Below are 25,905 nucleotides of genomic sequence, written 5' to 3' on the forward strand. Positions count from 1 at the left end.
GCCCGGGCTTTTCTGCATCCAACCGATGCCGCTTAGCTGTACTGGACGTATTTTTCGCGCGCCACGAGATAAGGCATGTCGGTGTTCTCGGTGCGGGTGCGCAGCAGGTTGAACGCGGCGATAAAGCTCTCCGCCGTCTTCTTGGTCAGCGGGTCGCCGCCTTCACGGATTTCGGTCAGCAGTTCAACCGACGCCTTGGCACCAGCCTCGACGATCTCCTCGGGGAAAGCGCGGACCTGAACGCCATGTTCGCTGACCAGCGCTGCCAGCGAGCGCGGCTCATTGGCATACATGTCCGAAGCCACATCGTCATAGGCGGCCTGCGCGCAGGTCGCGACCAGCTCCTGCAGGTCCTCGGGCAACTCGGCGAGCTTGGACTTGGACACCACGAGTTCCGTGGCCAGGCCGGGCTCGACAAAGCTCGGGAAATAGTAGTTCTTGGCGATCTGGTAGAGCCCCAGGGCCATGTCGTTGTATGGACCCACGAACTCGGCAGCATCGAGCGTGCCCGACTGCAGCGCCGCAAAGATTTCGCCGGCAGCGAGATTGGTCACCGAAGCGCCAAGCTTGGCCCAGACCTGGCCACCGAGCCCCGGCGTGCGGAAACGCAGGCCCTGCACATCGGCAACGCCGGTCAGCTCATTGCGGAACCAGCCGCCGGCCTGCGTGCCCGTATCGCCCGACATGAAGCCCTTAACGCCGAACTGGTCGTAGATCTCGTCCCAGATTTCCTGGCCGCCGAGATAGCGCATCCAGGCCGTGTGTTCGCGGCTGGTCAGCCCGAACGGCACGCCGGTGAAGAACGACAGGCCCTGGCTCTTGTTCTGCCAGTAATAGGGCGTGCCATGCATCATCTCGGCCGAGCCGTCGATCACGGCGTCCAGCGCCTGCAAGCCCGGCACCATTTCGCCGGCAGCGAAAACCTGAACGTTGAGCCGTCCCCCCGAAGCGCGGCCGATCCGGTCCGCCAGTCTTTGCGCGCCGACACCCAGGCCCGGAAAGTTCTTGGGCCAGGTGGTGACCATGCGCCAGTTGATGGTGCCCTGCGCAATCGCGGGCGCAGCCAGCGTCGTTGCCGCTGCGGCACCGATCGTCGCTACCGATGCGGACTTGAAAAACTCACGTCTCTTCATGCACTTCCTCCCCATAGGTGCAGCTTTGCTGCACAAATACCGTTGTCGCGCCGAGGCCAGCCTTTGGCCCCGTCCGTGACAAGTTGAAGTAAAAAATCAGCCGGCACGCCGCCTGTCCAGTATCTTGTTGCAATCCCAGCAAGATCGTCACTGCAAAGGTTTTTTTGGCCCGCCGGGATTAAACCGCTGCGGCCGGTGTTGACGCTGCTGAGGGCCGCTCTGCCGCCCCGCCAAACCGGAAGGAAAACTCCATGTCGATCCGCATGTTTGTTGCCACCGCCTCCGCGCTCGCCTTGTTCGCCACTCCTCTTGCCGCCGCTGAATATCTGGGCGGCGCCGTTCAATCCACCGATATCGGGGGCAAGATGGTCCTGACCGATGCCGACGGCATGACCCTTTATATCTTCGATAAGGACGAGCCCGGCGTCACCAATTGCTATGAGAAATGCGCCACCAACTGGCCCCCGCTTATGGCCGAGGACGGCGCCACGCCCGAGGGCGAGTTCACTCTGGTCGATCGCACCGATGGCGGCCAGATGTGGGCCTATAAAGGCTGGCCGCTCTACTACTGGAAGGACGACATGGAGCCCGGCGACATCACCGGTGACGGCGTCGGCGGCGTCTGGCATCTTGCTGTTGAATAAGGACGGCGGAAGCCTGGGGTGACCGAGTTCCTCGACGAGGTCGAAGCCTGCGTGCCAGCTCTCCGGCGTTATGCCCGGGCGCTGACGCGCAGTGCCGACCTCGCCGACGACCTGGTGCAGGATTGCCTGGAGCGCGCCATTTCGCGCCGTGGCCTGTTCCGCCCTACCGGCCCGATGCGGGCCTGGCTGTTCACCATTCTGCTCAACCTGTACCGCAATGACCTGCGCACCCGGCACCGCCAGGGTGCGATGATGCCGCTCGATGCCATTGCCGAACCCGCGACCGCGGCGCCCCAACCCGGCCATCTAGCCCTGGCCGAAATGGCCAGGGCCATTGAAACCCTCCCGCCCGAACAAAAGGAGGCCTTGCTGTTGATTGCCCTTGAAGGCCTCTCCTATGCCGAGGCCGCTGCTGTCCTTGGAGTTCCGCTTGGCACGCTGATGTCTCGCCTCGGTCGCGCCCGCGCCGCCCTGCGCCTGCTAACCGGCACCCCGGCCGAGCCGCATCTGAGGACGGTGAAATGAACGCCCCCAGCCGCGATACGCTGATGGGCTTTGCCGACGGGCAGCTCGACCCCACAACGCGCGAGCAGGTCGAAGCCTATCTGGCCGCCAATCCTGACGTCGCGGCTGAAGTCTCAAATTGGGCCCGCCAGAACGACGCCATTCGCACCTTGTTCGAGCCAGCAGGGGCGGAGCCGGTACCGGTGAGGCTGCATCCCCGGCGGATGGCCGCCGAGCTCACCACCCGCCGCCACCGCCTCTGGCGGCAGGCCGTCGCCGCCGTCCTCCTTGTGGGTTTGGGCCTGGGCGCCGGCTGGTTCGCCCGTGCCTGGTCGCCTGCCCCGCAGCCCAGCACTGTGCTGATCGCCGATGCCGTGCGCGCCCATGACGTGTTTGTGGCTGAGAACCGCCACGCCGTGGAGGTCGCCGCCAGCGAAGAGGATCACCTGACTTCCTGGCTTTCCAACCGGCTGGAAACGCCCCTCGCCGCGCCCGACCTCGCGGCCGAAGGTTTCACCTTGGTGGGTGGCCGTCTGCTGCCCGGCACGGCCGCGGCCGGCGGTCGCGCCGCTCAGTTGATGTACGAAAATGCTGGGCGTGACCGGGTAACCATCTATGTCACCGCAGCCCTGCCCGACCGGGAACACGCCTACGATTTCGCCAGCCTGGAAGGGGCGGAAGCCTTTTACTGGGCCAATGCCCACATCACTTGCACCGTGGTGGGCACCCTGCCCGAGCCGCAGATGCAAATCGTCTCGCAGGCGATCTACCGGCAACTGACCGGTGACGGCGAACCTGAAGAACACTATCGCAGCTAGCGGCGGTCAGCCATTCGCCCCTAGCGGCGAGTTCCGCGGCGGCAGGTCGATGGAATAGATATTGTGCAGACCCACCGCCTTGATATCGCGCTCCCCGCAGAGCGCCATGGTGATGTCGAGTTCCCGCCGGATGATCTCGAGCGCCCGCGTCACGCCGGCCTCGCCTCCAGCACCCAGCCCCCACAGGAACGCACGGCCGATAAAGGTCCCCTTGGCGCCCAGCGCCATGGCCTTGAGCACATCCTGGCCCGAGCGAATGCCGCCATCGAGATACACATCGGTGCTGTTGCCAACGGCATCGACAATTTCGGGCAGCACGCGGATCGAGGATGGTGCGCCATCGAGCTGGCGCCCGCCGTGATTGGACACGATGATCCCGTCGGCCCCATGCGCCACCGCCTCGCGCGCATCCTCGGGATCGAGAATGCCCTTGACGATCACCGGCCCGCCGAACCGCTCCTTGACCCAGGCGATCTCCTTCCAGCTCAGCGCTGGATCGAACTGGGATGCCGTCCAGGCCGACAGCTTGGAGAGATCCCCCGCAGCATCAACATGCCCCACGATATTGCGAAAGGTGTGCCGCTTGGTGCCCAGCATCTGCATGGCCCATTGCGGCTTGCGCGCCATTTCAAAGACGAACCGCGGCGTGAACTTGGGCGGCGCCGACATGCCGTTGCGCAAATCCTTGTGCCGCTGCCCAAGGATCTGCAGGTCCATGGTCAGCACCAGCGCCGAGCACTTGGCCGCCTTGGCCCGGTCGATCAGCCGCTCGATGAAACCGCGGTCACGCATCATGTAGAGCTGGAACCAGAACGGCTTGCCCGTGTTCTCCGCCACATCCTCGATCGAGCAGATGCTCATGGTCGATAGCGTAAACGGCACGCCGAACTTCTCGGCCGCCCGCGCCGCCTTGATTTCACCGTCAGCGCTCTGCATGCCGGTAAACCCTGTCGGAGCAAGGGCCACCGGCATCGAGGCCTGCTCGCCGCAAATGGTAGTCGCGAGCGTGCGGCCCTCCATGTTCACAGCCACCCGCTGGCGCAACTTGATCTGGCTGAAATCCTCGCTATTGGCGCGATAGGTCCCCTCGGTCCAGGAGCCGGAATCGGCATAATCGAAGAACTGTTTGGGCACCCGCCGCTTGGCGATTGCCATCAGCTCATTGATGGTAAGGGCTTTGTCGAGGGCGGACATGGGTAAAAGCTCCGGGCGAGCGGCGTGGCCGAGCAACTTGGATTTGGGGTGGTTCATCAAGGCCGCCCGGCTCCGGGCGGCCACTTGGGGGGACGCAGCGCGTCCCCTACATGGTCGCGCCGACCTGCCAGGGCACGAACTCGTTGTCGCCATAACCCAGCTGTTCAGACTTGCTCTTTTCGCCCGAAGCGATGCGCAGCAGCAGATTGAAGATTTGCTGCCCCTTCTCCTCGATCGAGACGCCCTCGATGATATCGCCGCAATTGATGTCCATGTCTTCGGTCATGCGGGCATAAACATCGGAATTGGTGGCCAACTTGATCGAGGGCACCGGCTTGCAGCCATAGGCCGAACCGCGCCCGGTGGTGAAGGCGAGGATATTGGCGCCACCCGCCACCTGTCCCGTCGCCGAAACGGGGTCGAAGCCGGGCGTGTCCATGAACACAAAGCCCTTTTCGCGCACCTGCTCGGCATATTCATAGACGGCCGTTAGCGGCGTGGTGCCGCCCTTGGCTGTGGCGCCCAGCGATTTTTCGAGAATGGTGGTCAACCCGCCCAGCTTGTTGCCGGGCGAGGGATTGTTGTTCATCTCGCCACCGCTGCGGCGGGTATAGTCTTCCCACCAGTGGATGCGCTCGATGAGCTTTTCGCCCACTTCGCGCGATACCGCACGCCGCGTCAGCATATGCTCGGCGCCATAGACCTCCGGCGTTTCCGAAAGGATTGCGGTGCCGCCCTGCCGCACCAGCAGATCGACCGCATAACCGAGCGCCGGATTGGCGGTGATGCCCGAATAGCCGTCCGAGCCACCGCATTGCAGCGCCAGCATCAGCTCGGACGCATCCACCGTTTCGCGCTGGGCTCGCGCCGCCACGGGCAGCATTTCCTTGATCCGCTCGACGCCCCAGTCCACCATCTTGCGGGTGCCGCCGATCTCCTGGATCGTCATGGTCTGGAACGTGTCGGTTTCGCTCAGCCCGTAGCTTTCCTTCATCTTGCCGATCTGGAACGCTTCGCAGCCCAGCCCCACCAGCAGCGCTGCGCCCAGGTTCGGGTTTGCGGTATAGCCCCATTGGGTGCGGCGGAAGATCTGATAGCCCTCGCCCTGGATATCCATGGCGCAGCCGGTGCCATGCACAAAGGGAATGACGCCATCGATATTGGGGTAGTCGGCCAGGATGCCCGAGCGATTGATCTCCTCGGCCATGAACTTGGCGACCGTGGCCGAACAGTTTACCGAAGTCAGGATGCCGATAAAATTGCGCGTTCCCACCCGCCCATTGGCGCGGCGGAAGCCCTGGAAGGTCGCCCGCTCGGCCACCGGCACCATCTCGGGCGCCACCGCCCCCTCGGCAAAAGCGTAGTCGTGATGCAGCGTGCCATCGGCGCCACCCATCCCGCAATTGTGCTCATGCACCCAGTCGCCCGCCGCGATCGCGTCCTTGGCAAAGCCGATGATCTGCCCGAACTTGGTGACGGCCTCGCCGGCGCGGATCGGCCGCACCGCGAATTTGTGCCCCTTAGGCAAGCGCTTGCCGATCACCACGCCCTGCGGCGTCACCGTCCCGGCTTCCAGATTGGACAGCGCCACGGCCGTGTTGTCGCGAGGGTTCAGCACCAGGGTCCTGGCTTCCGGACGAATCATGGTCTCAGACATAATTGGCTCCACTCATGGGTCTCTGGGCGCTCTCGCCTGCGGACTTGCCGCCAGACTGCGGCACGGGAAAACCGCTCCGCGCGTTGGATTTGCCAGGAACCTCGACTGCGACTAACATGTTAGCATGAGTTCGGAAGCCCGTCCCTACCAATTTCTGCAGCGAAGCCATGCCCCAGCGCGTGGCAGCGTCACCCTTGATGTGACCAATTCGCTGCGCCAGGCGATTGTCTCGCTGCAACTGGCTCCCGGCGAAACTCTCGACAAGGCAGCCATCTGCGAAGAACTGGGCGTTTCGCGCTTTCCGGTCAGCGAAGCCCTGGCCCGCTTGCAGATCGAGGGCCTCGTTGAAATTGCCCCGCAACGCGGCTCCACCGTGTCCCTCGTACGTATTGCCGATGTCCGGGAATACATGCTGATCCGCAAGGGCCTCGAAAGCGAAGCCCTGCGCGTGCTGATCGGCAATCACGACGCCGAGGTGATGGCGGCGCTGCACGCCAATATGGCGGCACAACGCACCGCCGCCCTTGAGGAAGACAGCGAGCGCTTCCATGGGCTCGACATTGATTTCCACGACATCATCTTCCGCTCCATGCGGTTCACCAAGATCAAGGGCATCATCGATTCGGCCCGCGCCAATCTCGACCGCGCCCGCCGCCTCATCATCACCCCGCGGCGCCTTGCCCTCACCATTGCCGAGCACCAGGCGATCTTTGACGGCATCCTGTCGGGCGACCAGAACCAAGCCACCTCGGCCATCCGCGCCCATATCGATGCGGTAATGGTTGAACTCTTCGCCTTTGCCCGCGAATACCCACACCTCTTCGCCGACAGCGACGAGAGTGCCGACACCCCCGACACCTTTCCCTATGGCTGAGCGCAATCCGCACAAAGCCACTTACAACCATGGAGTTCGCCGATGAAACTGCTGCGCGTTGGGCCTAAGGGCGCCGAAAAGCCCGCCATTCTGGCCGAAGACGGCACGGTTCGTGACCTGAGCGGCATTGTGGCCAATATCGGCGGGCAAACCCTGTCCGACGGCGGGCTGGCACGCATCCGTGCGGCCGACATCAACGCCCTGCCCCAGCTGCAAAGCGATCGCATCGGCCCCTGCGTGGCCAATGTGGGCAAGTTCATCTGCATCGGCCTCAACTATGCCGACCATGCCGCCGAAACCGGCGCTGCCATCCCCGAAGAGCCCATCATCTTCATGAAGGCCACCAGTGCCATCATCGGCCCCAATGACGACGTCATCATCCCCAAGAACTCGATCAAGCCCGATTGGGAAGTCGAGCTCGCCGTCGTGATCGGCAAGGAAGCCCGCTATGTCGACGAGGCCGATGCGATGGACTATGTCGCCGGCTATTGCGTCTGCAACGACGTCTCCGAACGCCACTTCCAGACCGAGCGCGGCGGCACCTGGGACAAGGGCAAGGGCGCCGACACTTTTGGCCCGATCGGCCCCTGGCTCGTGACCAAGGACGAAGTTGCCGATCCGCAGAACCTCAAGATGTGGCTCGAAGTGGATGGCAAGCGGTACCAGGACGGCTCCACCAAGACCATGATCTTCGGCGTCGCCCATGTGGTCAGCTATGTCAGCCAGTTCATGAGCCTGCAGCCCGGCGACGTCATCACCACCGGCACCCCTCCCGGCGTCGGCATGGGCATCAAGCCCGAGCCCGTCTGGCTCAAGCCCGGCAATGTCATGCGCCTTGGCATCGAAGGCCTCGGCGAGCAGCAGCAGACCGTCAAAGCCTACACCGCCTAAGCTCACCGGCCTCGCAGTCAACACCCTCCCCTCGCGGGGAGGGATCAAGGGGGGCGAGAGCCTCGATCAAAGGCATCTCCCCACTGCTCAGCACCAAACGCCTCTAAGGCCGCCGCGCCACCAGATCGATCTCGACCAGCGCCCCCACCGCGAGCGCCGTCACCCCCACCGTGGTCCGCGCCGGCAGCTTTCCCGGCTGGAAAAAGCTCGGCCACAGCGCATTGAGCGCCGCGTAATCCCGCTCGAACTGCGTGAGGTAAATCCGCGCCATGGTGACATGCTCGAGCCCCAGCCCGACGCCGGCCAGCACCACGCGCAGATTCTCGACCACCCGACGCGTCTGCGCGTCGATCCCCTCCGGCAGCGGTGCATCGGGCGCCGCCGGGTCGGTCGGCATTTGCCCGGTGACGAACACCCAGCCATCCGCCTCCACCGCATGGGAAAACGGCGCCACCGGTTGCGGCCCGGCGGCAATCATGTGGTGAATAGGCATCGACATCGGCGTCTCCAGTTTCTCGCGGCCATCCCGCCGGCAACTTGCCGGCGCCCCGCGGCGTTTTATGATCCGAGCCCAATCCAACCAAGGACGAGCCCCTTGAGCGACACCCAATACACAGTGGAACGTGAAGATGGTCCCAAGAGCGGGCGCTACCTCGTGCGCCTCGATGGCGGGGCAGAGGCGGAAATGACCTACCGCAGGGGACCCGATGGCTCCATGGTCATCGACCATACCGGCGTGCCGCCGCAATTCGAAGGCCGCGGCATCGCCGCTCGTCTCGTCAATGCGGCGATCAGCGATGCACGCGCCGAGGGCTTCAAGATCACCCCGGTCTGCTCTTATGTGGTGGCGCAGTTCCGCCGCCATCCCGAATGGGCTGACCTGCGCGCCTGAGCCTCAGGAGCCGTAGCGCACCGCATTGGCATTGGGGCCGAGCAGGTCCTCAAGCTTGTCCCAGCCAATCGTCACCGTCGGCGCGCCATAGGCGTAAGCGGCCACTTCATAGGGCTCGAACTGCACGGTGAGCCCGCGATCATTCTCAAAGCTCCACCGTGTGGGATCGATCACCACCTCGGCCAGATCCTGCGGCCCCTCGAGCTGCAGGTCTTCGCCATGCTCTTGTTGCAGCTGCTGCCAGACCAGGTTGAGCAGCTTGGCCTGCCAGCCCTCACCCGTGAACAGGTCGCTCGCCTCCAGCGCGCGGTTCTCGGGAACATAGTAATGCAGATAGGCGGTCGCCCAATTGCCGTGTGCCGCGCCATGCCCATACCAGAATGTCGACACATCAAGGCTGATCCGGCTGGGCGTGACCTCCTGCACGGTTATGGCGACATCGCTGTCGCTGCTGGTTTCCAGCGCCTCGGCTTCCCCCTCGCTTGCCAGCGTGCGCAGCGGCGTCAGCTCATTGGCTTGCGCGACCACGAACTCATTGAACCCCTCGGCTAGCGGATCGTCGCTGTCCAGCAAGGGCAGGGCCAGCGAATGGGTGGCCACTTTCCAAAAGGAATCCGGATCACCGGCCGCTTCCGGATCGGGCAGCACCGCGTAGTTGCTCGTCGGGTAGAACCGCTTGCCACCCAGCATGCGGCTGCCTTCCAGCACCTTGCCCCGGTTCTCGAACAAGGTGCGCAGGCACGCGACCCCTTCTTCGTCATAGCTGCCCGTGGTCAGGGGCTGCGCATCATCGGTGCAGGCGCGCTGGGCAAAGTCGAGCCAGCTTCGTTGGTCGGCTCGCAGGGCATCCGTCGCTTGGGTGGTCAGCCCGCCGGTCGCCGTGGCAAAGCTCTTGGCGAGGGTCTCATCGGCGCGCGACAGCTCGGGGTTCTCGCAAATGGCGCGCTCGAATGGCGTGCTCGCCTTGCTGCAATCAAAGCTCGCGGCTGATGCCGGCACAGCCAGCATGGCGATGGTCACGGCTGCAAGAACGATACGGCTCATCGAAGTCCTCCCCGGATGCTCATGTGCTAGCACGGCAATCCGGTCCGGCAAATCCCGCGCGGTCGACAAGCTTAATTGCCCGGCTCGGGGCTGCGCTCAGGCCTGGCCTGAGGCAAAGGAGCTGAGAAAATCCCGGGCTTCCAGCAGTTCTTCCTGCCGCAACTCGTGGCCGCCTTCGTGCCAGAAGAGGCGGGTCTGCGCGCCCTGCCCGGCGAAATACTGCTCGAGCGCCTCGGTCGCCCCGGCTGGCACCATCGGGTCGCGCCGGCCCGCCGTCAGCAACACCTGCCGACCCGCCAAACCGGGGTTCGGTTCCGGCGCAAACGGGATCAGCGGGTGCATCAGCACGCTGGCATCAAACAGGTCGGGCCGGACAAACTGCAGCGCCGCGAGGATATTGGCGCCATTGGAATAACCCAGCCCCACGAGCTTGCTCGGCTGGCTTTCCGCCCGTCGCGCCTCGATGAACGCGGCCATCTCAGCCACCCGCGCCCAAAGATCGTCCATGTCATAAACGCCCTCGCCCGTGCGGCGGAAAAACCGCAGCGCCCCGCCTTCGCTGACGTCCCCCCGCGGCGTGACCACCCGCGCACCCGGCAGCAACTGGCTCCCAAGCCCGAAGAACTGGTTCTCGTCCCCGCCTGTGCCATGAAACAGCACAAAGAGCGGCGCCTCCGCTCCCGCACCCGGCGCATCCCGATAATGTTCGATAGCCATGGCCACACTCCTTGGGCTTGTCTTGGCCAGGAATATCGGTCACCCACCCGCGGCGGCGCAACAGCGCGATGGCGCTACACTCTGTTGCCCCAGCGGCAACGATGGGCTCGATCCCGGCGCTCTGCCTCCTGGCGCCTTCGCGCTCGAAGATGTTAGCGCCGCTGCAACGAAGCTTGATGACTTTGCCCGCCAATCCCCTATTGTCCGCCCCCAACACCGAGCGGACCCCACCTTCTTCATGCAGCAAGGCACCACCACCGATCCGCTGATTCTCGTTGGTGCGGGACTGGCCAGCGCCTTGCTTGCGCAACGGCTCGCCAACACGCCCAATCCCCCGCCCATCCTCATGCTCGAAGCCAGTGGCCAGCCCTTTGGCGAGCATACATGGTCGTTCCATACCGGCGATGTTACTCCGGCCGACCTGCATTGGCTGTCCCCGCTCATCGCCCATCGCTGGGCCGGCCAGTCCGTCCGCTTCCAGGCCTTTTCACGCGATCTCCGCTCCGGCTATGCGAGCCTGTCCTCGGCCTCAGTGGCTGCAGCCATGCAAGCTCTTCCCCATCTGACGATCCGCAGCGCCGCCCCCGTCGCCGATCTGCGCCCGGATGGGGTGATCCTCGCCAGCGGCGAAGAGCTGCGGGCCCAATGCGTCATCGACACCAGCGGCTTTACGCCCAGCCCCGCGCTCGCGCTGGGTTTTCAGAAATTCGTCGGCCAGGAAGTTGAAACCACCGAGCCGCATGGGATCACCTATCCCGTGATCATGGATGCCTCCGTCGACCAACGCGACGGCTACCGCTTTGTCTATCTCCTCCCCTTTTCGCCCACCCGCATCCTCATCGAGGACACCCGCTATTCGGATGGCGGAAATCTCGACCGCGCCGAACTTGCCCGCGACATAGCCGCTTACGCGCAGGCGCAGGGCTGGACCATCGCCTCAGTGGTGCGCGAGGAACATGGCGTCCTGCCGATCGCGCTCGCCTATGATGCCGAGCAATTCTGGGCCGATCGTCCGCGCGACATCCCCCAGGCCGGCATGCGGGCCGCGCTCTTTCATCCCACCACCGGCTATAGCCTCCCCGAAGCGGTGCGCGTTGCCAATCTTGTGGCCGACACCTGGCCCTCCGCCAGCCCCGAACTCGCGGCACGCATCCGCGCCCACGCCATTGCGCGCGCCCGTGCGCAAAAATTCTATCGCCTGCTCAACCGCATGCTGTTTCGCGCCGCCCGGCCCGAGCGCCGCCACCTCGTCCTGCAGCGGTTCTATCGCCTTGGCGAACCGCTGATCGAGCGCTTCTATGCCGGCCAGACCACGCCGGCCGACATGGCGCGCATCCTGATGGGCAAGCCGCCCGTCCCCATTCATCGCGCCCTGCCCTGTCTGCGGGAAGCGCCCTTCTTGTCCCAGGAGCCCTCGTGAGCACCAAGCCCAATCAAACCGCGGCAGTGATCGGAGCTGGCTTTGGCGGGCTGGCCCTTGCCATTCGCCTGCAAAGCGCCGGCATTGCCACGACCCTCTATGAAAAGCGCGACAAGCCGGGTGGCCGCGCCTATGTCTATACCGACGATGGCTTCACCTTCGATGCCGGCCCCACCGTCATCACCGATCCCGATTGCCTTGAGCAGCTATGGGCGCTCAGCGGGCGCAAGCTTTCGGACTATGTGACGCTCCTGCCCGTAACGCCCTTCTATCAGCTCTGCTGGGAAGACGGCTACCGCTTCGACTACGCCAATGATCAGGCCGATATCGATCGCCAGATCGCCGCCAAGTCACCCGAGGATGTGGCCGGCTACCATCGCTTCCTGCGCTATTCCGAAGACCTGTATCGTGAAGGCTACGAGAAGCTGGGCACCGTGCCGTTCCTCAACTTCTGGTCGATGATCAAGGCCGCGCCCCAGCTGGTGCGCCTCGAAAGTCACCGCAGCGTTTATTCCAAGGTCGCCCAGTTCATCAAGGACGACCAGCTGCGCCAGGCCTTCAGCTTCCATTCGCTCCTGGTTGGCGGCAATCCCTTCGAGACCTCGTCCATCTACGCCCTGATCCACGCGCTCGAGCGCAAGGGCGGGGTCTGGTTTGCCCAGGGTGGCACCGGCGCCTTGATCGCGGGCATGGTGCGCCTCTTCGAGGATCTGGGTGGCAAGGTCCATCTCAACGCGGCCATCGACCGCATCGAAGCCGAGGGCGACCGCGTCACCGGCGTATCGCTGGCCGATGGCACCACCCAGCGCTTCGGCATGGTGGCCTCCAATGCCGATGTGGTGCACACCTATAAGCACATGCTGCGCGCCACCCAGCGCGGCCCGGCCCGGGCCAAGGCGCTGGAAAAGAAGCGCTTCTCCATGTCGCTCTTTGTGATCTATTTCGGCCTCAAGACCGAGCATCCCGAACTGCGCCACCACATGGTCCTGTTCGGGCCGCGCTATCGCGAGCTCATTTCGGAGATCTTCGGGGCCGATGGCCTCGCCGATGATTTCTCGCTTTACCTGCATGCCCCCTCCGTCACCGACCCCAGCCTCGCCCCGGCCGGCTCCAGCGCCTATTACGTGCTCTCGCCCGTGCCCCATCTGGGCACCGCCGACATCGACTGGGACGTGCAGGGACCGATCTATCGCGACCGCATCCTCCAATATCTCAACGATCACTATATCCCCGATCTGCTCAAGGATCTGGTGACGGTCCGGCACTTCACCCCCTTTGACTTCCGCGACGAACTCAATGCCCATCTCGGCTCCGCCTTCTCCGTGGAGCCGATCCTGACCCAGAGCGCCTGGTTCCGGCCCCACAACCGCGATGACAACTTCGCCAATCTCTATATCGTGGGCGCCGGCACCCATCCCGGCGCCGGAATTCCCGGCGTGGTCGGTTCGGCCAAGGCGACCGCGGGCCTGATGATTGCGGATGCCGCCCCATGAGCGACGCCGTCATTGCCCAAAGCGAAACCGCCATTGCCCAGGGCTCCAAGAGCTTTGCCGCCGCCGCGCGCCTGTTTGACCGGCAAACCCGCGGCGACGCGGTCATGCTCTATGCATGGTGCCGCCACTGCGATGACGTGATCGACGGGCAAACCCTGGGCCATGCGCAGGATCCCGAATTCCGGCGCGGTCAAGCCGAGCGGCTCCGCCAGTTGCAGGAGCAGACCGCCGCGGCGCTGCGTGGCGAAACAGGAAACAACTCAATCTTTGAGGCCCTGCGCCGCGTCGTCGAGCGCAACCAAATCCCGGCGCGCCACCCTCATGAACTGCTGGCCGGCTTCGCCATGGATACCGCCGAGCGCCATTACGCCAACATCAACGACACCCTCGATTATTGCTACCACGTGGCTGGCGTGGTTGGCGTGATGATGGCCATGATAATGGGCGCCCGCGACAGCCGCGTGCTGGATCGTGCCTCGGACCTCGGCATCGCCTTCCAGCTCACCAATATTGCCCGCGACGTGGTTGAAGATGCCCGCGCGGGCCGGGTTTACCTGCCCGCCGACCTGCTCGCCCGCCATGGCATCACGGCCATCGAGCCCGACAATGCCGAACAGCGCCCTGCCCTGCATCGTGCCGCGCTCGAACTGCTGGACCTGGCCGAGCGCTATTATGTTTCCGCGGGCTCGGGGATGGCGGCGCTGCCGCCCCGTTCGGCCTGGGCCATTGCTGCGGCGCGCCGGGTTTATCGCGCCATTGGCACGCAATTGCGCCAGGGCGGCCCCCAGGCTTGGGACGCCCGGGTCTCGACCTCGGGCACGCGCAAAACCCTTTTGGTTCTCGCGAGCCTCGCCGATGTGGCCGCCTCCCGCCTGCCCCGGCCCCAGGCCGATCGCGACGGACTTTGGCAGCGGCCTTAGGCGGTGGGACGTTCTTCGTCCTTGAGCGCCTCGGCATCGAATGGCCGGCGCCCCGTGTTGAGCTTCTTGACCAGCTTGTCGACCGGTTCGGCATAAACAAAGCCGAATGAAACACATCCGTCCTTGCCCTGCACGGCATGGTGAAGGCGATGGGCCTGGTAGACCCGCTTCAGATAGCCTTTGCGGGGCACATGCTTGAACGGCCAGCGCTGGTGCACCAGCCCGTCATGCATGAAAAAGTACAAGGCGCCGTAGATGGTGATGCCCAGCGCAATCCAGGTCAGTGGCCACCACACAAAGGCCCCCAGCGCGAACAAGGCGATGGCAAAGCCCGCAAACACGACCGCAAAGAGATCGTTCTTTTCCAGCGCGTCGTCGTGCGGCTCGTGGTGCGACTGGTGCCAGCCCCAACCCCAGCCATGCATGATGTGCTCATGCGACCAGGATGCGAACCACTCCATGAAGGCGGTGGTACCCACCACCAGCACGGTCGGCACAAGATAGTGGAGAAGAGTGTCCATGTTCAAACTCGATCAGGCGCCTGTCGGGAACTTAGCATAGCCAAGAACGCGGCTGAAGTGAGGGCATCGAAGTCGCAGGTCTAAAACCGCAACCGCAGGCGGGAAATCCCGACGGCTAGCACCATGCCGACGAGCCCGATGCCAACCAGCACGAGGAGGCTCGGCGCCAGCGCCGCCAGCGCATCGCCCCGCCACATCGCACCCTGATACGCCTCGATGGCCCAGGCATTGGGGGTGAACCAGCCCAGTTCCTGCAGCCAGGGCGGCATCATGAACCGAGGCACCATCGAGCCACCCACCGCCGAACACACCAGCACGAGGAAGGTCGCGATGGTCTGGGCCTGCTGCTTGCTGGTGCAAAATGCCGCCACGGCCAGCCCCAGCCCCGCCGCAGCCACGGCCGCGGCAACAGTGGTCAGCAACCATGGCCACCAATGCTGCAACACCGGCACCTGGTAGAGCAGGATGGCGAGCGCGAAGATCAAGCCGGCCTGCACCACGCCCTGCCCGATCAGGAACAGGAACTTGCCGATCACGACGACATCGGTCCCCGCCGGTCCCACCGCCAGCCGGTCGACAATGCCCGAATTGCGCTCCTCGATCAGCGTCGCAGCCCCTTGCATGGCCGAAAACAGCAGAAACAGGATCGCGACGGCACCCGCATAATAGGTGACGGCGGCGCTGCCATCGCTGGCCTCACCCACCGTATGGATCTCGCTGAGCTCGGCGCTCGCACCGCCCTCCGCCGGCGCGGCGGCCAGCGCGTTGAGAGCCGCGGTAAGACGCTGGGATTGTTCTGGTGAAAAGCCGCCCACGAGCTCACCCACCAGGGGTGCCGTTCTCGACACCGCGACATCGGGCAGATCCTGGGCCAGGATGCGCTGCACATGGCCCATCAATATGGCCGGGGCCATGCTCTTGGCGGGGTCGGCAAAGATCACGACTGGTGCGGCATCGGTGCGCGCCAGCCCATCACGCAGAAACAGTCCCACATCGGCGCGGCCTGCCTGCACCAATGCCTGCATCTCGGCTTCCGAGCCAATGCTGCCCTCCAGCACCCGAAGCGCGGGGATTTCACGTAACGCCGCCTCGAACCGGGGATCGACGGACGCAGCATCAGCCACCCCGAACCCTACCTGGAGGCGCATTTCCTCCCCCCCGGTCCCTGCAAAAATTGCGGCAAAGATCACAAAGATCATCGGCGGCAGCACAAATGCCATCGCCAGCGCACCGCGATCGCGCACAAGACTGAGCACCATGACGCGCAGCATGGCCAGGATCACGCGGCTGCCCCCGGCACTGCTTGCCCTTGCCGCGACAGGTGGAGAAAAAGACTGTCCAACCCTGGCTCCCGCAGCCGCAATTCACGCGTTTCGACGCCGGCATTGGCCAGCCATTTCGCCAGGTCTGCAGCCGGTATCGGCGTCGCCCCGCTCATGCGCGACCAGATCATCGCTGCCTGCACCGGCTCAAACCCACGCTGATTGAGGAAGTCGATCTGCTCTGGTGTTGGGGCGCGCCGCAACTCGACAATGATCTGTTGGCGCCCTTGAAACACCTCATCCACGAGGGCCCGTGGCGCGCCCTGCGGCCCGATCACTCCGCCGCGCAAAAAGCCCACCCGGGAACAAATGGTTTCGGCCTGATCGAGATCGTGGGTCGCCAGCAGCACTCCCATGCCCGCACCCGCCAATTCGGCAATCACTTCGTGCAGATGGTTACGCGCTTCCACATCGACCCCGACGGTGGGCTCATCGAGGATCAGCAGCGCCGGGCGATGCAGAATAGCCGCCGCGATATTGACGCGGCGCTTCCAGCCACCTGACAGGATCCCCACCTGATCGGCCAGTCGCGCCTCGATATGGGTGGCAGCACTCGCCCAGACCACAGCGGCCTTCGCCTCGGCGGCCGAAAGCCCCATCAAGCGCCCGAATACCAGCAGGTTTTCGCGCGCCGTGAGATGGGGATAAAGCGCGATCTCCTGCGGCACGAGGCCGATCTGGCGGCGCACATCCCTGCTCCGGCCCACTTTGCCGGCGATGGAGATCTGCCCCGCATCGGGTTTGCAGCGCCCGCAGATCGACCGGATCAACGTCGTCTTGCCTGCGCCATTGGGCCCAAGCAAGCCGAAGATCTCGCCCGCGTTCACCACGAGGTCGACCCCGTTAAGGACCTGTCTTTTGCCATAGCTGATGCGCAGCGCCTGGACTTGTAGTGCCGCTGGCTGCGAGATCACGGCGTCGGGGTCTCGCGTCGTTCAAACAGGCGGGCGATCATGGCCATCAAAGGTCGGGCATTGATCCGAGTCTGCAACAGCGCAGCTTCCGCCTTGTCCAAATGCTCGCGATAGCTGAGAAGCGCCGCCTGTTCGCCAAACAAGGTCACGAGCGTGGTCTTGTTGCCATCCTTGCCGACATCCTTGCCTGCCTCGTCGGCCGTCGCATTGCTGTCGAGCAGGTCATCGGCAGTTTGAAACGCCAGTCCCAAATGGGAAGCAAACAAGCCAACCGCCTCAACCTCCTTGTCGGGCAGGCCGCGCAGCATGGCGCCCATCCGCGCGGCTGCGACAAACAACACGCCTGTCTTGAGCCAATTCAGCTGCTCGATTCCATCGACGGCAACAATACTGGCGCGCTCATTGACGTCGAGCTCCTGGCCCGCCACCAAGCCGGTCCAGCCTACCGCCGCCGACAACTCCGCCGCAAGCCGGGTCTTGGTGGCATCGTCAACGCCGGCAAGCGCCGCCAATATCCCAAAGGCCTGGCTCAAAAGGGCAATAGCCGCCAGAATGGCGGTCGCCTGCCCAAACGCCATATGCGTTGTCGGGCGTTGCCGGCGCATCACCGCATCGTCCATGCAGGGCAAATCATCCAGAATGAGCGAGGCGGTGTGGACCATCTCCACCGCGCACCCCAGGTCGAGCGCGCCGGCAATCTGCGCGTCCTGGGGCTCCACCACATGATAAACCAGCAAGGGCCGGATGCGTTTGCTGGGGGCAAGCAGCGCATGACGCAACGCCGCGCTCAAATTGGGCGGCACACCTGTTGGACTGGCAAGCAACTGCTCCAGCCGACCCTCGATTGCGTCCCGTGCGGAAAGCATCCCTGCGAGTTGCTGATCAGGGAGCGGCATGCTGTGGCTGTTCCCGGCCGCGCTCATGCTTGCTCCCGCTTGGCCCGCGGGCCCACTGCGACAAGGCTACGGCTGTCGGCTACTGGGAGGCTGGCGCAGTAAGCCGATGGCCGATCGGCAATTACGAATGATTCCTCGGGCACTCCCGTGCCGACGCCGCCGTCTTTGATCATGCTCTTCGCCTTCTCGCCCGACGCTTATGCGCGAGATACCTTAGTCGGGCATAGTGACGCAAGCGAATGGATAGACCCGCACCACCTCGGGATGGGCGAAAAAGGGATCAACAAGGCGGGGATCGGCCGGCTGCCCGGCCGATCCTCCAAAACTACTGTGTAGGGCCTGAGTAAATTTGGTCGAAGATGCCCCCATCGGCAAAGAACGCCGGCTGCGCCTCGCGCCAGCCGCCGAACTCCTCGATAGTCACAAGATTGACCTCACCAAACCGCGCAACATCCTCGGGAGCCGCAGCCTCGGGGCGGAATGGGCGATAATAGTTCGCAGCGGCGATGGCCTGCCCTTCGTCTGAATAAAGATATTGCAGATAAGCCTCCGCAACGTCCCGCGTCCCCTTGCGGTCCACATTGCCTTCCACCAGGGCGACGGGCGGCTCGGCTAGGATCGAAACGGAGGGGGTCACGATGTCGAACGCATCGGGGCCAAGCTCCTCCATCGCGAGGTAGGCCTCGTTCTCCCAGGCCAGCAACACATCGCCGATGCCGCGTTGCACAAAGGTCGTGGTCGCGCCACGCGCGCCGGTGTCGAGCACCGGCACATGCTGGTAAAGTTCGGTGATGAAGGCCTTCGCCGTTTCGTCGCTCCCGCCCTCCTGGGCGCGCGCCCAGGCCCATCCAGCCAGAAGATTCCAGCGGGCGCCGCCCGAAGTCTTGGGATTGGGCGTAATCACTTCCACCCCCTCCTTGATCAGGTCACCCCAATCAACGATGCCGTCCGGATTGCCCTTGCGCACCAGGAACACGATTGTGGACGTATAGGGTGCGCTGTTGTTCTCGAACCGCCCGCGCCAGTCGTCGGGGATGAGATCGGTTCCGTCAGCGATGGCATTGATGTCGCTCTCGAGGGCCAAGGTAACCACATCGGCCTCAAGCCCGTCGATCACCGTGCGCGCCTGCGAGCCCGAACCGCCATGGGTCACCTGTACGGCAATGTTTTCGCCCGTAGTTTCCTGCCAATGGCGCACAAAGGCTTCATTGAACTGCCGGTACAGCTCACGCGTCGGATCATACGAGACATTGATGATGGTCCGATCCTGCCCATGCGCCGTAACGGCAAAGCCCAGCACCAGAGAAGCGCCCAAGGCGCCATAGGCAAGCAGTCTGGCTGTCGTTCTCAATCTGAGTCTCCCTGAAGACGTTGCGCGCAATACTCTAGCAGGAGAGTAGAGTTAAACGAGATCATCGCGTGGCGCGCGCAGCAGCACGGGTAAAATTTCTTGCCCTTGGCTGGCCCTTGCACGCACACCAACTGCTCTCACCGTTCCGACACGATGAGGGCACCCCCGCCATTCACCAACAGCTTAGTGGCCGGACCCGGTCAAAAACTGGTTGCGCAGGGTAAGACCCAGTATCCTGAGATCAAGCCACACGGACAAGTTCTGCATATAGGCCAAGTCGAACTCGATGCGGGACCGTGCCGCCTCCGCATCACCCGTCGGCCCGCGCAGGCCATTGGCTTGCGCCCAGCCAGTGATCCCCGGCCGCACGGCAAGCCGACAATCGTAATAGGGTACCAGATCCTTGTAGGGCATGCCCCCTGCAAACATGCCCGGCACATGCGGACGAGGCCCGACCAGGGACATCTCTCCCCACAGCACATTGAGCAATTGCGGCAGCTCATCAATGCTGGTCCGGCGGATAAAGGCGCCAAAAGGCGTGAGCCGCGGATCATTCCGCCTGGTTTGCTGCAACCCGCTCCTGTCACAGCGATCCACCGGCATGGATCGGAACTTCAATGTCCAGAACAAGCGCCCACCCAGCCCTTCGCGCCGCTGCCTGAACAGGATGGGACCCGGGCTGGTGGCGGCCACAAGGACTGCGACAAGGAGCAAGAGCGGAGCCAGCCCAACAAGCGCCGCGAGGGCGAGGGTTACATCGACCACTCGCTTGATCTGCAACTGGGACGAGCTCGGAACAGCCGCGACGGGACAGCCGTCTTCCCAGAGCAGCGGCAGGCCTCCATGTTCCGTTTGCACGGGCGGTTCATTGTCGTTTTCCGGAACCACTTGAACAAGAGCGCCCTCAGCGCCCGCATCCTCCAGCAAAAGTTCGGCAATGTACTTTGCTGTCTGGGTATCAAGAGGACGCATGACATTGTTCATGGCAGGCCTGATAGCTCACGTGGTAAACAGAGTATTGCGTATGTAGAACTCCTAGCCAACTTGAATCTTCAAGACTCTGCTGTTCCAGTTAATCTTGCACGCTTGCACTGCTGAATGGGGGCCAGCGGGTGACCACATCGCCGTCGGCACGATGTGATGAACAGTCCTGACCGATTTCAAATCGTGGCGTCGGCACGATCTCCTTGGCAGCCTTTGCTGCAATACTGGTGTTACAAGAGAACTGGCTCACCTAAGCCGAACCGCCCCTGACCCACGCCGGCACCTGTGCCGCGGATGGTGCACAAGATGAAGTTCCTGCAGCGGCTGCTCGATCGATCTGCACTCACCGCCGAAGGGGAGCGGCCAAGGCTGCGCGCTTCAACTGATCCTGCAGTCGTCTATGCCGTGGGCGATGTTCACGGCTGTCTTGATCTGCTCGAGCAACTGGAAGGCATGATCCTTGCTGACGCCGCATCATATGCGGGCGAGAAATGGCTCGTGATGTTGGGAGACTATGTTGATCGCGGTCCCCGCTCCGCTGGCGTCATCGATCATCTGCTCGCGCCCCCGCCGGATGGCTTCACGCGGCTGGCCCTGGCCGGCAACCACGAAGCCATGATGCTTGATTTCCTGGCCGCCCCTTCCGAGCGGCACCATTGGCTGGGGCTTGGCGGGACGCAAACACTGCAGTCCTACGGGCTGACTGCCGGTGCGCTTCGCGGCCTGTCCGGCAAAGGCGCCCGCGCCATATTGGAAAGCTCCATTCCCCCGGCTCACCGACGGTTTATCGAAGCCGCCCCCAGCATGATCGAAACGCCGACCACCATCTTCGTGCATGCAGGCTTGCGCCCCGGCCTGCCCCTCGAGCAGCAAAGCGAAGATGACCTGCTCTGGTACCGCCCCGACGCCGCCACCGATTACACCGCCTTCGGCAAGGTCGTGGTGCATGGCCACACTCCGCTCCCAACTCCCCTCCTCTTACCCTCCCACATCAATATCGACACCGGAGCCTTCGCCACCGCCCGCCTAACCGCCGTCCGGCTCGTGGTGGGCCATCGCCCTGCACTACTTCAGACAGGCCTCTAAGTGCGGATTGGCCGGGCGCTAATTAGTTGGGAAGGTAACGGAAGGGCCCAGCGCTTTGCCGTCCTTTCCCAGCCGCCGAAGAGCCCAACCAACCGGTGACGGAAGGACACAGTGCCCCCTTTTTCGTACATTTGCTGCTGCCCGCTCCACATTCAGATGCTATGCACCCGAATCTCGTCAGTGAGAGGACAACAATGAGCAGGCAGATTGTTCCAGTCGTATTGGCAGGTGGCCGGGGAACCAGGCTGTGGCCCCTTTCGCGTGCCGCTCGCCCCAAGCAGTTCCTGCAGCTGACCGGACCTGTCAGCCTCTTTCAGGAAACACTCAAGCGCGTCAGTGATCACTCGCTCTACCTGCCAGCACTGGTGATCACCAATCATGAGTACCGCTTTCTGGTGGCCGAGCAGGCTCTAGAGATTGGCTCGGACCTCTCCGGCGTGCTGCTCGAACCAATGTCGCGCAACACCGCCTTGGCCATAGCCAGCGCGGCCTTATTCGCTCAGGGCAAGTATGGCGAGGACGTGGTGCTGCATGTTCTGCCTTCCGATCACTCCGTCGTGCCAGACGAGGGGTATTGGCGTTCTATCCACACAGCATTGGGCGCCGCGCAAGCTGGTAACCTTGTGACCTTCGGCATCACCCCCACCGCCCCGCAAGCTGCCTACGGCTATATTGAAGCCGGCGAGGCTATTTCTCCTGAGGTGCAACGCGTCGCTCGCTTCGTTGAAAAGCCCCCCCTGGAAAAGGCCGAGGCGATGGTGACCTCAGGCAACTTCTTGTGGAATGCCGGCATCTTCATGATGTCCGCGGCCGACTTTCTTGAAGATTGTCGCTCCTATGCGCCACAAACCTATGAGAGCGCCCAGCAGGCTGTAAGCGGCGCCAGCGCCGACCTCGACTTCGTCCGGTTGAACAAGGACGCGTTTGAAGCTGCCCCCGACATTTCCGTCGATTATGCCGTGTTCGAGAAAACGGCACGCGCGGCGGTTGTGCCGGTCAACTACAAATGGTCCGACCTTGGCTCCTGGGATGCCGTCTGGAATGCCAGCGACAAGGACGAAGCCGGCAATGTCGCCCAAGGCAGCGCAACATTTAGCAACACTACCGGCTCGCTCGTGATCAGCGAAAAGGCCCATATTGCGGTTGAAGGCCTCGAGAACATGGCTGTCATCGCCACCGAAGACGCCATCTTCGTCGGCAAGCTCTCGGAAGCTCAGAAGGTCGGCGCTATTGTATCGCAGTTGCGCCAGCAGGCCGATACCGTGCACCTGACCGAGTTGCACAAAACCGCTTATCGTCCGTGGGGCGGCTATTCCTCGGTGCTGTCCGGGGAACGCTTCCAGGTCAAGCGCCTGTTCGTGCATCCCGGCAAGAAGCTGTCGCTCCAGCGCCACCATCATCGCTCCGAACATTGGATCGTGGTGCGTGGGACAGCTGAAGTCACGGTGGATGACCGTGTTTCGGTGATTACCGAAAATCAGTCCATCTACCTGCCATTGGGGGCAACCCACCGCCTGGCCAATCCGGGCAAGATTTTGCTGGAGCTGATCGAAGTACAGACCGGCTCTTATCTGGGCGAGGATGACATCATCCGAATCGAAGACGATTTCGGGCGGACCTGACAACAAGCAGCGTGAAAGGGTGTTCGCTCCGGATGAGTAACTCAAGCGTAAGATTTGGCACCAGCGGATTGCGGGGCCTGGCAGTGGAACTGCAGGGCGAGGTCGCGCGACGCTACACGCGCGGCTTCATCGAGTACCTTGCGAGCATCGGTGCGAGCTGCAGTGGCAGGGTCTACCTTGCTCGGGACTTCCGGCCGAGCAGTCCGGCAATCCTGCAGGATTGTGCCGCCGCTATTCGCGCGGCCGGTTTGACTCCCGTCGATTGTGGCCTCGTCCCCACGCCCGCCCTGGCGTTCCATGCCATGCAAAACCAGAGCGCTTCGATCATGATCACCGGCAGCCATATCCCGGCTGATCGGAACGGGCTCAAATTCTATACGCCCGCCGGGGAAATCAGCAAAGCTGATGAGGAAGGGATCACTGCAGCGGCGGGCAAGGCCCAAAGTGCCGCCGATGCCAGTGTCCCGCCGGAACAAGACAGTGCCGCCGCCAACTTGTACCTCTGCCGTTACACCTCGCCTCGCCCCATGGCCGGTCTTACCGGGCTCAGGATTGGCGTTTTCGAGCATTCAACCGTCGCACGCGACCTTCTTGTTGCCGCACTGCAGCACAGTGGAGCAACCGTGCTACGCCTGGGCCGTCGCGGAGACTTCGTGCCGGTGGATACCGAAGCCCCGAACGATCCCGTCTTTGCTCCTCTACCCGGCTGGATTGCTGAACACCGGCTCGATGCCATCATCTCCGCCGACGGGGATGGCGATCGGCCGTTCATGGTTGATGGCAACGGCACGTTTGTGCGGGGTGACGTGCTCGGTTTGCTGACGGCGCAGTTCCTGCAGGCGGACGCCATCGTAACGCCGGTCACTTCGAATTCGGCAATTGAAAGAACCGGCCTATTTGCTGCGGTCCTGCGCACCAAAGTCGGCTCTCCCTATGTGATCGCCGGGATCGATGATGCGCGCGCGCAGGGCTATGGCAGGATCATTGGCTTTGAAGCCAACGGAGGCACGTTGCTGGGCTCGGACTGCTCCACGGGGAGCATTGACCTATTGGCCCTGCCAACTCGCGACGCGCTGTTGCCCTTGCTCGCTGTCTTGGGCCTGGCGGCGCGCCAGCAGGTGTCGGTGGCGAACCTAGTGGCAGGCCTGCCGACGCGTCCGATGGTGAGCGACCGGCTGGAAAACGTACCATCGGCTGCCTCCGCCAAGTTCCTCCAGCGTCTTGAAAACGAACCCAAGTTTACTGAGAGCTTCTTTGCGCCGATCGGCGCAGTTGCCAGCCTTTCGGCAGTAGATGGGCTACAGTTCCGTTTGGACACCGGATCCACAATCCATTACCGCGCCTCAGGCAATGCCCCTGAGATGCGTTGCTACGTCGAGGCTGACCATGCTGAACGCGCCCGGGCAGTTCTGTCCTGGGCCCTGGACGCGGCCGAGCGCGCGGTGCGCCCGGCGGATGCGAACTAACCCTGCCGGTCTCACTGCCCCCATTCGTTTGCGGTGGAAAAGACCACAACGCAGTGGCGATTGATCCAATAGCTAGGCCCGGCTCAGCCGGGGCTGCACTTCGGTGTCGAAGGCCTTGAGCGCCGCACCGATCGCCTGGTGCATGTCGAGATAGCGATACGTCCCGAGGCGGCCGCCAAAGATCACGTTCTCTTCACCTTCAGCGAGGCTGCGATAAGCCTGGTAGACCTTTTTATCCTCGGGCGTATCGATGGGATAATAGGGCTCGTCCTCGTGCCGCGCGAAGCGGGAATATTCGCGCACGATATAGCTCTTTTCAGTCTGGTAGTTCCGCTCGGGATTGAAATGGCGGAACTCGAGGATGCGGGTAAAGGGGATATCCTCGTCGGCATAGTTCATCACTGCCGTGCCCTGGTAGTCACCGACACCCACGATCTCGGGCTCAAAATCGATGGTGCGCCAGCTCAACTCGCCGGCCCGATAATCGAAGTAACGATCGATCGGTCCGGTGAACACAACGAGCTTGTCCTTGGGGATGGTGTCCTTGATAGCGAAATAATCGACCCCGGTCTGGATCTCGATCAGGGGATTGTCGAGCATGCGCTCGAAGATGGCGGTGTAGCCGTCAACCGGCAGGCCTTCATACTTGTCGCTGAAATAACGGTTGTCGAAATTATAGCGGACCGGCAATCGGCTGATGATGCTTTCGGGGAGCAAGGTGGGATCGGTCTGCCATTGCTTGGCGGTGTAGCCGCGGATGAACGCCTCATAAAGCGGCCGGCCAATCAGCGAGATCGCCTTTTCCTCGAGATTGCGCGGGGCAGCGTCGCCGAGCTCGGCCGATTGTTCGCGCACCAGCGCCCGCGCCTCGTCGGGTGACATCTGCTTGCCGAAATACTGGCAGATCGTCGCCAGATTGATCGGCATGGGATAAACCTGTCCCTTGAACGAGGTGAACACCCGGTGGCGATAGCCGGTAAAGGCGGTAAAGCCGTTCAGATAATCCCAGACCAGCTTGTTGGGCGTATGGAACAGGTGGGCGCCATAGCGGTGCACCTCGATCCCGGTTTCGGGGTTGATCTCGGAATAAGCGTTGCCCCCGATATGGTCGCGCCGGTCGATCACCAGCACCCGCTTGCCCAGAACATTGGCGACGCGCTCAGCGATGGTAGCGCCGTAAAAACCCGCGCCGACCACAAGGATATCAAAAGACGTCGGATCCACTTGGCCATCCAGAGTTGGAGAATATGACAGCCCGGCCAGGACGCTGCACCACGAACGCGGTTGGCGACCTGATGTGCCGGACCCAGAGCTGGCAGTGTATGCACCAGCATGACCTAACAGCGCTGAACGTAAAGAACCGTCGCAACAGCCGGCGGAGGTATATGCCCGCCCGTGCTTAACGATTAGGAGGAACATTAGCTGCAAGCGCTCTCAAGATCGGCCGAAAGCTGCCGCGACCAAGGCGCGCAAGCTTCCTGTTGCGTTAACTAACGCTGGACCCGACCGGGAAAGCCAACTAGCTGCTTCTTCGAGAACTAA

The 25,905-nt window shown here is 63.3% G+C and carries 25 protein-coding genes; 12 read left to right on the forward strand and 13 right to left on the reverse strand.

Annotated features, from left to right (window positions below; genetic code table 11):
- Window positions 1-32 precede the first annotated feature (32 nt).
- A complete protein-coding gene (locus HRU92_RS10950) occupies window positions 33-1,133 on the reverse strand; it encodes a TRAP transporter substrate-binding protein (protein ID WP_127754066.1) in 1,101 nt (366 codons plus the stop codon).
- Between the two features lie 251 nt (window positions 1,134-1,384).
- Between HRU92_RS10950 and HRU92_RS10955 the strand changes: the two genes are divergently transcribed.
- The 3 genes from HRU92_RS10955 to HRU92_RS10965 are packed head-to-tail and all read left to right on the forward strand — an operon-like array spanning window position 1,385 to window position 3,099.
- Window positions 1,385-1,777: a hypothetical protein gene (locus HRU92_RS10955; protein ID WP_127754067.1), complete on the forward strand. Its 393-nt coding sequence runs from the start codon at window positions 1,385-1,387 to the stop codon at window positions 1,775-1,777.
- Window positions 1,778-1,795: 18 nt separating this feature from the next.
- Window positions 1,796-2,302 (forward strand): sigma-70 family RNA polymerase sigma factor, encoded by a 507-nt coding sequence (locus HRU92_RS10960; protein WP_173088140.1) that lies wholly within the window; start codon window positions 1,796-1,798, stop codon window positions 2,300-2,302.
- The gene (locus tag HRU92_RS10965; RefSeq protein ID WP_172124278.1) at window positions 2,299-3,099 is read left to right on the forward strand and encodes an anti-sigma factor; all 801 of its coding nucleotides are present in this window, start codon (window positions 2,299-2,301) and stop codon (window positions 3,097-3,099) included. The genes HRU92_RS10960 and HRU92_RS10965 overlap by 4 nt, the downstream gene beginning before the upstream one ends.
- A 6-nt stretch (window positions 3,100-3,105) precedes the next feature.
- Here HRU92_RS10965 and HRU92_RS10970 read toward each other — a convergent pair whose 3' ends face one another.
- Together HRU92_RS10970 and HRU92_RS10975 are read right to left on the reverse strand one after the other, a co-directional pair.
- Entirely contained in the window at window positions 3,106-4,293 is a 1,188-nt protein-coding gene (locus HRU92_RS10970; RefSeq protein ID WP_172124280.1) for an alpha-hydroxy acid oxidase, read from the reverse strand.
- 106 nt (window positions 4,294-4,399) lie between these two features.
- Entirely contained in the window at window positions 4,400-5,950 is a 1,551-nt protein-coding gene (locus HRU92_RS10975; RefSeq protein WP_248307068.1) for an altronate dehydratase family protein, read from the reverse strand.
- A 124-nt stretch (window positions 5,951-6,074) separates the two neighbouring features.
- Here HRU92_RS10975 and HRU92_RS10980 point away from each other — a divergent pair, with 124 nt between their 5' ends.
- Both HRU92_RS10980 and HRU92_RS10985 read left to right on the forward strand, forming a co-directional pair.
- A complete protein-coding gene (locus tag HRU92_RS10980) occupies window positions 6,075-6,824 on the forward strand; it encodes a GntR family transcriptional regulator (RefSeq protein ID WP_172124282.1) in 750 nt (249 codons plus the stop codon).
- Between the two features lie 42 nt (window positions 6,825-6,866).
- The gene (locus tag HRU92_RS10985; protein ID WP_173088142.1) at window positions 6,867-7,715 is read left to right on the forward strand and encodes a fumarylacetoacetate hydrolase family protein; all 849 of its coding nucleotides are present in this window, start codon (window positions 6,867-6,869) and stop codon (window positions 7,713-7,715) included.
- A gap of 103 nt (window positions 7,716-7,818) precedes the next feature.
- On the opposite strand, the gene HRU92_RS10990 is transcribed toward HRU92_RS10985, so the two are convergent.
- The gene (locus HRU92_RS10990) at window positions 7,819-8,193 is read right to left on the reverse strand and encodes a RidA family protein (protein ID WP_172125110.1); all 375 of its coding nucleotides are present in this window, start codon (window positions 8,191-8,193) and stop codon (window positions 7,819-7,821) included.
- 117 nt (window positions 8,194-8,310) lie between these two features.
- Here HRU92_RS10990 and HRU92_RS10995 point away from each other — a divergent pair, with 117 nt between their 5' ends.
- On the forward strand, window positions 8,311-8,607 hold the full coding sequence (locus tag HRU92_RS10995; RefSeq protein WP_248307069.1) for a GNAT family N-acetyltransferase: 297 nt from the start codon (window positions 8,311-8,313) through the stop codon (window positions 8,605-8,607).
- Window positions 8,608-8,610: 3 nt separating this feature from the next.
- Here the strand turns inward: HRU92_RS10995 and HRU92_RS11000 are convergent, their stop codons facing one another.
- Complete coding sequence (locus HRU92_RS11000; RefSeq protein WP_172124288.1) at window positions 8,611-9,651, reverse strand: DUF3298 domain-containing protein; 1,041 nt, start codon at window positions 9,649-9,651, stop codon at window positions 8,611-8,613.
- A 96-nt stretch (window positions 9,652-9,747) separates the two neighbouring features.
- The gene (locus HRU92_RS11005; protein ID WP_172124290.1) at window positions 9,748-10,368 is read right to left on the reverse strand and encodes an alpha/beta hydrolase; all 621 of its coding nucleotides are present in this window, start codon (window positions 10,366-10,368) and stop codon (window positions 9,748-9,750) included.
- Window positions 10,369-10,606: 238 nt separating this feature from the next.
- On the opposite strand from HRU92_RS11005, the gene crtY reads away from it, so the two are divergent.
- The 3 genes from crtY to HRU92_RS11020 are packed head-to-tail and all read left to right on the forward strand — an operon-like array spanning window position 10,607 to window position 14,201.
- Window positions 10,607-11,788, forward strand: a complete 1,182-nt coding sequence (gene crtY / locus HRU92_RS11010) for a lycopene beta-cyclase CrtY (protein ID WP_172124292.1) — start codon at window positions 10,607-10,609, stop codon at window positions 11,786-11,788.
- Window positions 11,785-13,281 carry a phytoene desaturase gene (locus HRU92_RS11015; RefSeq protein ID WP_172124294.1) on the forward strand — a complete coding sequence of 499 codons (1,497 nt, stop codon included), beginning with the start codon at window positions 11,785-11,787 and terminating at the stop codon, window positions 13,279-13,281. Before crtY ends, HRU92_RS11015 begins: the two co-directional genes overlap by 4 nt.
- Entirely contained in the window at window positions 13,278-14,201 is a 924-nt protein-coding gene (locus tag HRU92_RS11020) for a phytoene/squalene synthase family protein (protein ID WP_172124296.1), read from the forward strand. Before HRU92_RS11015 ends, HRU92_RS11020 begins: the two co-directional genes overlap by 4 nt.
- Here HRU92_RS11020 and HRU92_RS11025 read toward each other — a convergent pair.
- The 6 genes from HRU92_RS11025 to HRU92_RS11050 all read right to left on the reverse strand — a co-directional run bounded on the left by HRU92_RS11025 (window position 14,198) and on the right by HRU92_RS11050 (window position 20,177).
- A complete protein-coding gene (locus HRU92_RS11025) occupies window positions 14,198-14,722 on the reverse strand; it encodes a sterol desaturase family protein (protein ID WP_172124298.1) in 525 nt (174 codons plus the stop codon). The two genes, HRU92_RS11020 and HRU92_RS11025, sit on opposite strands and share 4 nt — an antisense overlap.
- An 80-nt stretch (window positions 14,723-14,802) precedes the next feature.
- Complete coding sequence (locus tag HRU92_RS11030) at window positions 14,803-16,005, reverse strand: ABC transporter permease (RefSeq protein WP_172124300.1); 1,203 nt, start codon at window positions 16,003-16,005, stop codon at window positions 14,803-14,805.
- A complete protein-coding gene (locus HRU92_RS11035) occupies window positions 16,002-16,958 on the reverse strand; it encodes an ABC transporter ATP-binding protein (protein WP_172124302.1) in 957 nt (318 codons plus the stop codon). The genes HRU92_RS11030 and HRU92_RS11035 overlap by 4 nt, the downstream gene beginning before the upstream one ends.
- Window positions 16,955-17,881, reverse strand: coding sequence for a polyprenyl synthetase family protein (locus HRU92_RS11040; protein WP_172124304.1), 927 nt, complete (start codon window positions 17,879-17,881; stop codon window positions 16,955-16,957). The genes HRU92_RS11035 and HRU92_RS11040 overlap by 4 nt, the downstream gene beginning before the upstream one ends.
- A gap of 298 nt (window positions 17,882-18,179) precedes the next feature.
- A complete protein-coding gene (locus HRU92_RS11045) occupies window positions 18,180-19,169 on the reverse strand; it encodes a sulfate ABC transporter substrate-binding protein (RefSeq protein WP_248307120.1) in 990 nt (329 codons plus the stop codon).
- A 219-nt stretch (window positions 19,170-19,388) separates the two neighbouring features.
- The gene (locus HRU92_RS11050; protein ID WP_172124308.1) at window positions 19,389-20,177 is read right to left on the reverse strand and encodes a sugar transferase; all 789 of its coding nucleotides are present in this window, start codon (window positions 20,175-20,177) and stop codon (window positions 19,389-19,391) included.
- A gap of 318 nt (window positions 20,178-20,495) precedes the next feature.
- Here HRU92_RS11050 and HRU92_RS11055 point away from each other — a divergent pair, with 318 nt between their 5' ends.
- The 3 genes from HRU92_RS11055 (at window position 20,496) to HRU92_RS11065 (ending at window position 24,363) form a co-directional block, all read left to right on the forward strand.
- Window positions 20,496-21,275 (forward strand): metallophosphoesterase family protein, encoded by a 780-nt coding sequence (locus HRU92_RS11055; RefSeq protein ID WP_172124310.1) that lies wholly within the window; start codon window positions 20,496-20,498, stop codon window positions 21,273-21,275.
- A 194-nt stretch (window positions 21,276-21,469) separates the two neighbouring features.
- Entirely contained in the window at window positions 21,470-22,897 is a 1,428-nt protein-coding gene (locus HRU92_RS11060) for a mannose-1-phosphate guanylyltransferase/mannose-6-phosphate isomerase (RefSeq protein ID WP_173088144.1), read from the forward strand.
- 32 nt (window positions 22,898-22,929) lie between these two features.
- Window positions 22,930-24,363, forward strand: a complete 1,434-nt coding sequence (locus HRU92_RS11065) for a phosphomannomutase (protein WP_173088146.1) — start codon at window positions 22,930-22,932, stop codon at window positions 24,361-24,363.
- Window positions 24,364-24,435: 72 nt separating this feature from the next.
- Here the strand turns inward: HRU92_RS11065 and glf are convergent, their stop codons facing one another.
- Window positions 24,436-25,587, reverse strand: a complete 1,152-nt coding sequence (gene glf, locus HRU92_RS11070; protein WP_349236867.1) for a UDP-galactopyranose mutase — start codon at window positions 25,585-25,587, stop codon at window positions 24,436-24,438.
- Between the last annotated feature and the right edge of the window lie 318 nt (window positions 25,588-25,905).

Source organism: Devosia sp. 1635 (assembly GCF_013185955.1).
Taxonomy (GTDB): domain Bacteria; phylum Pseudomonadota; class Alphaproteobacteria; order Rhizobiales; family Devosiaceae; genus Devosia.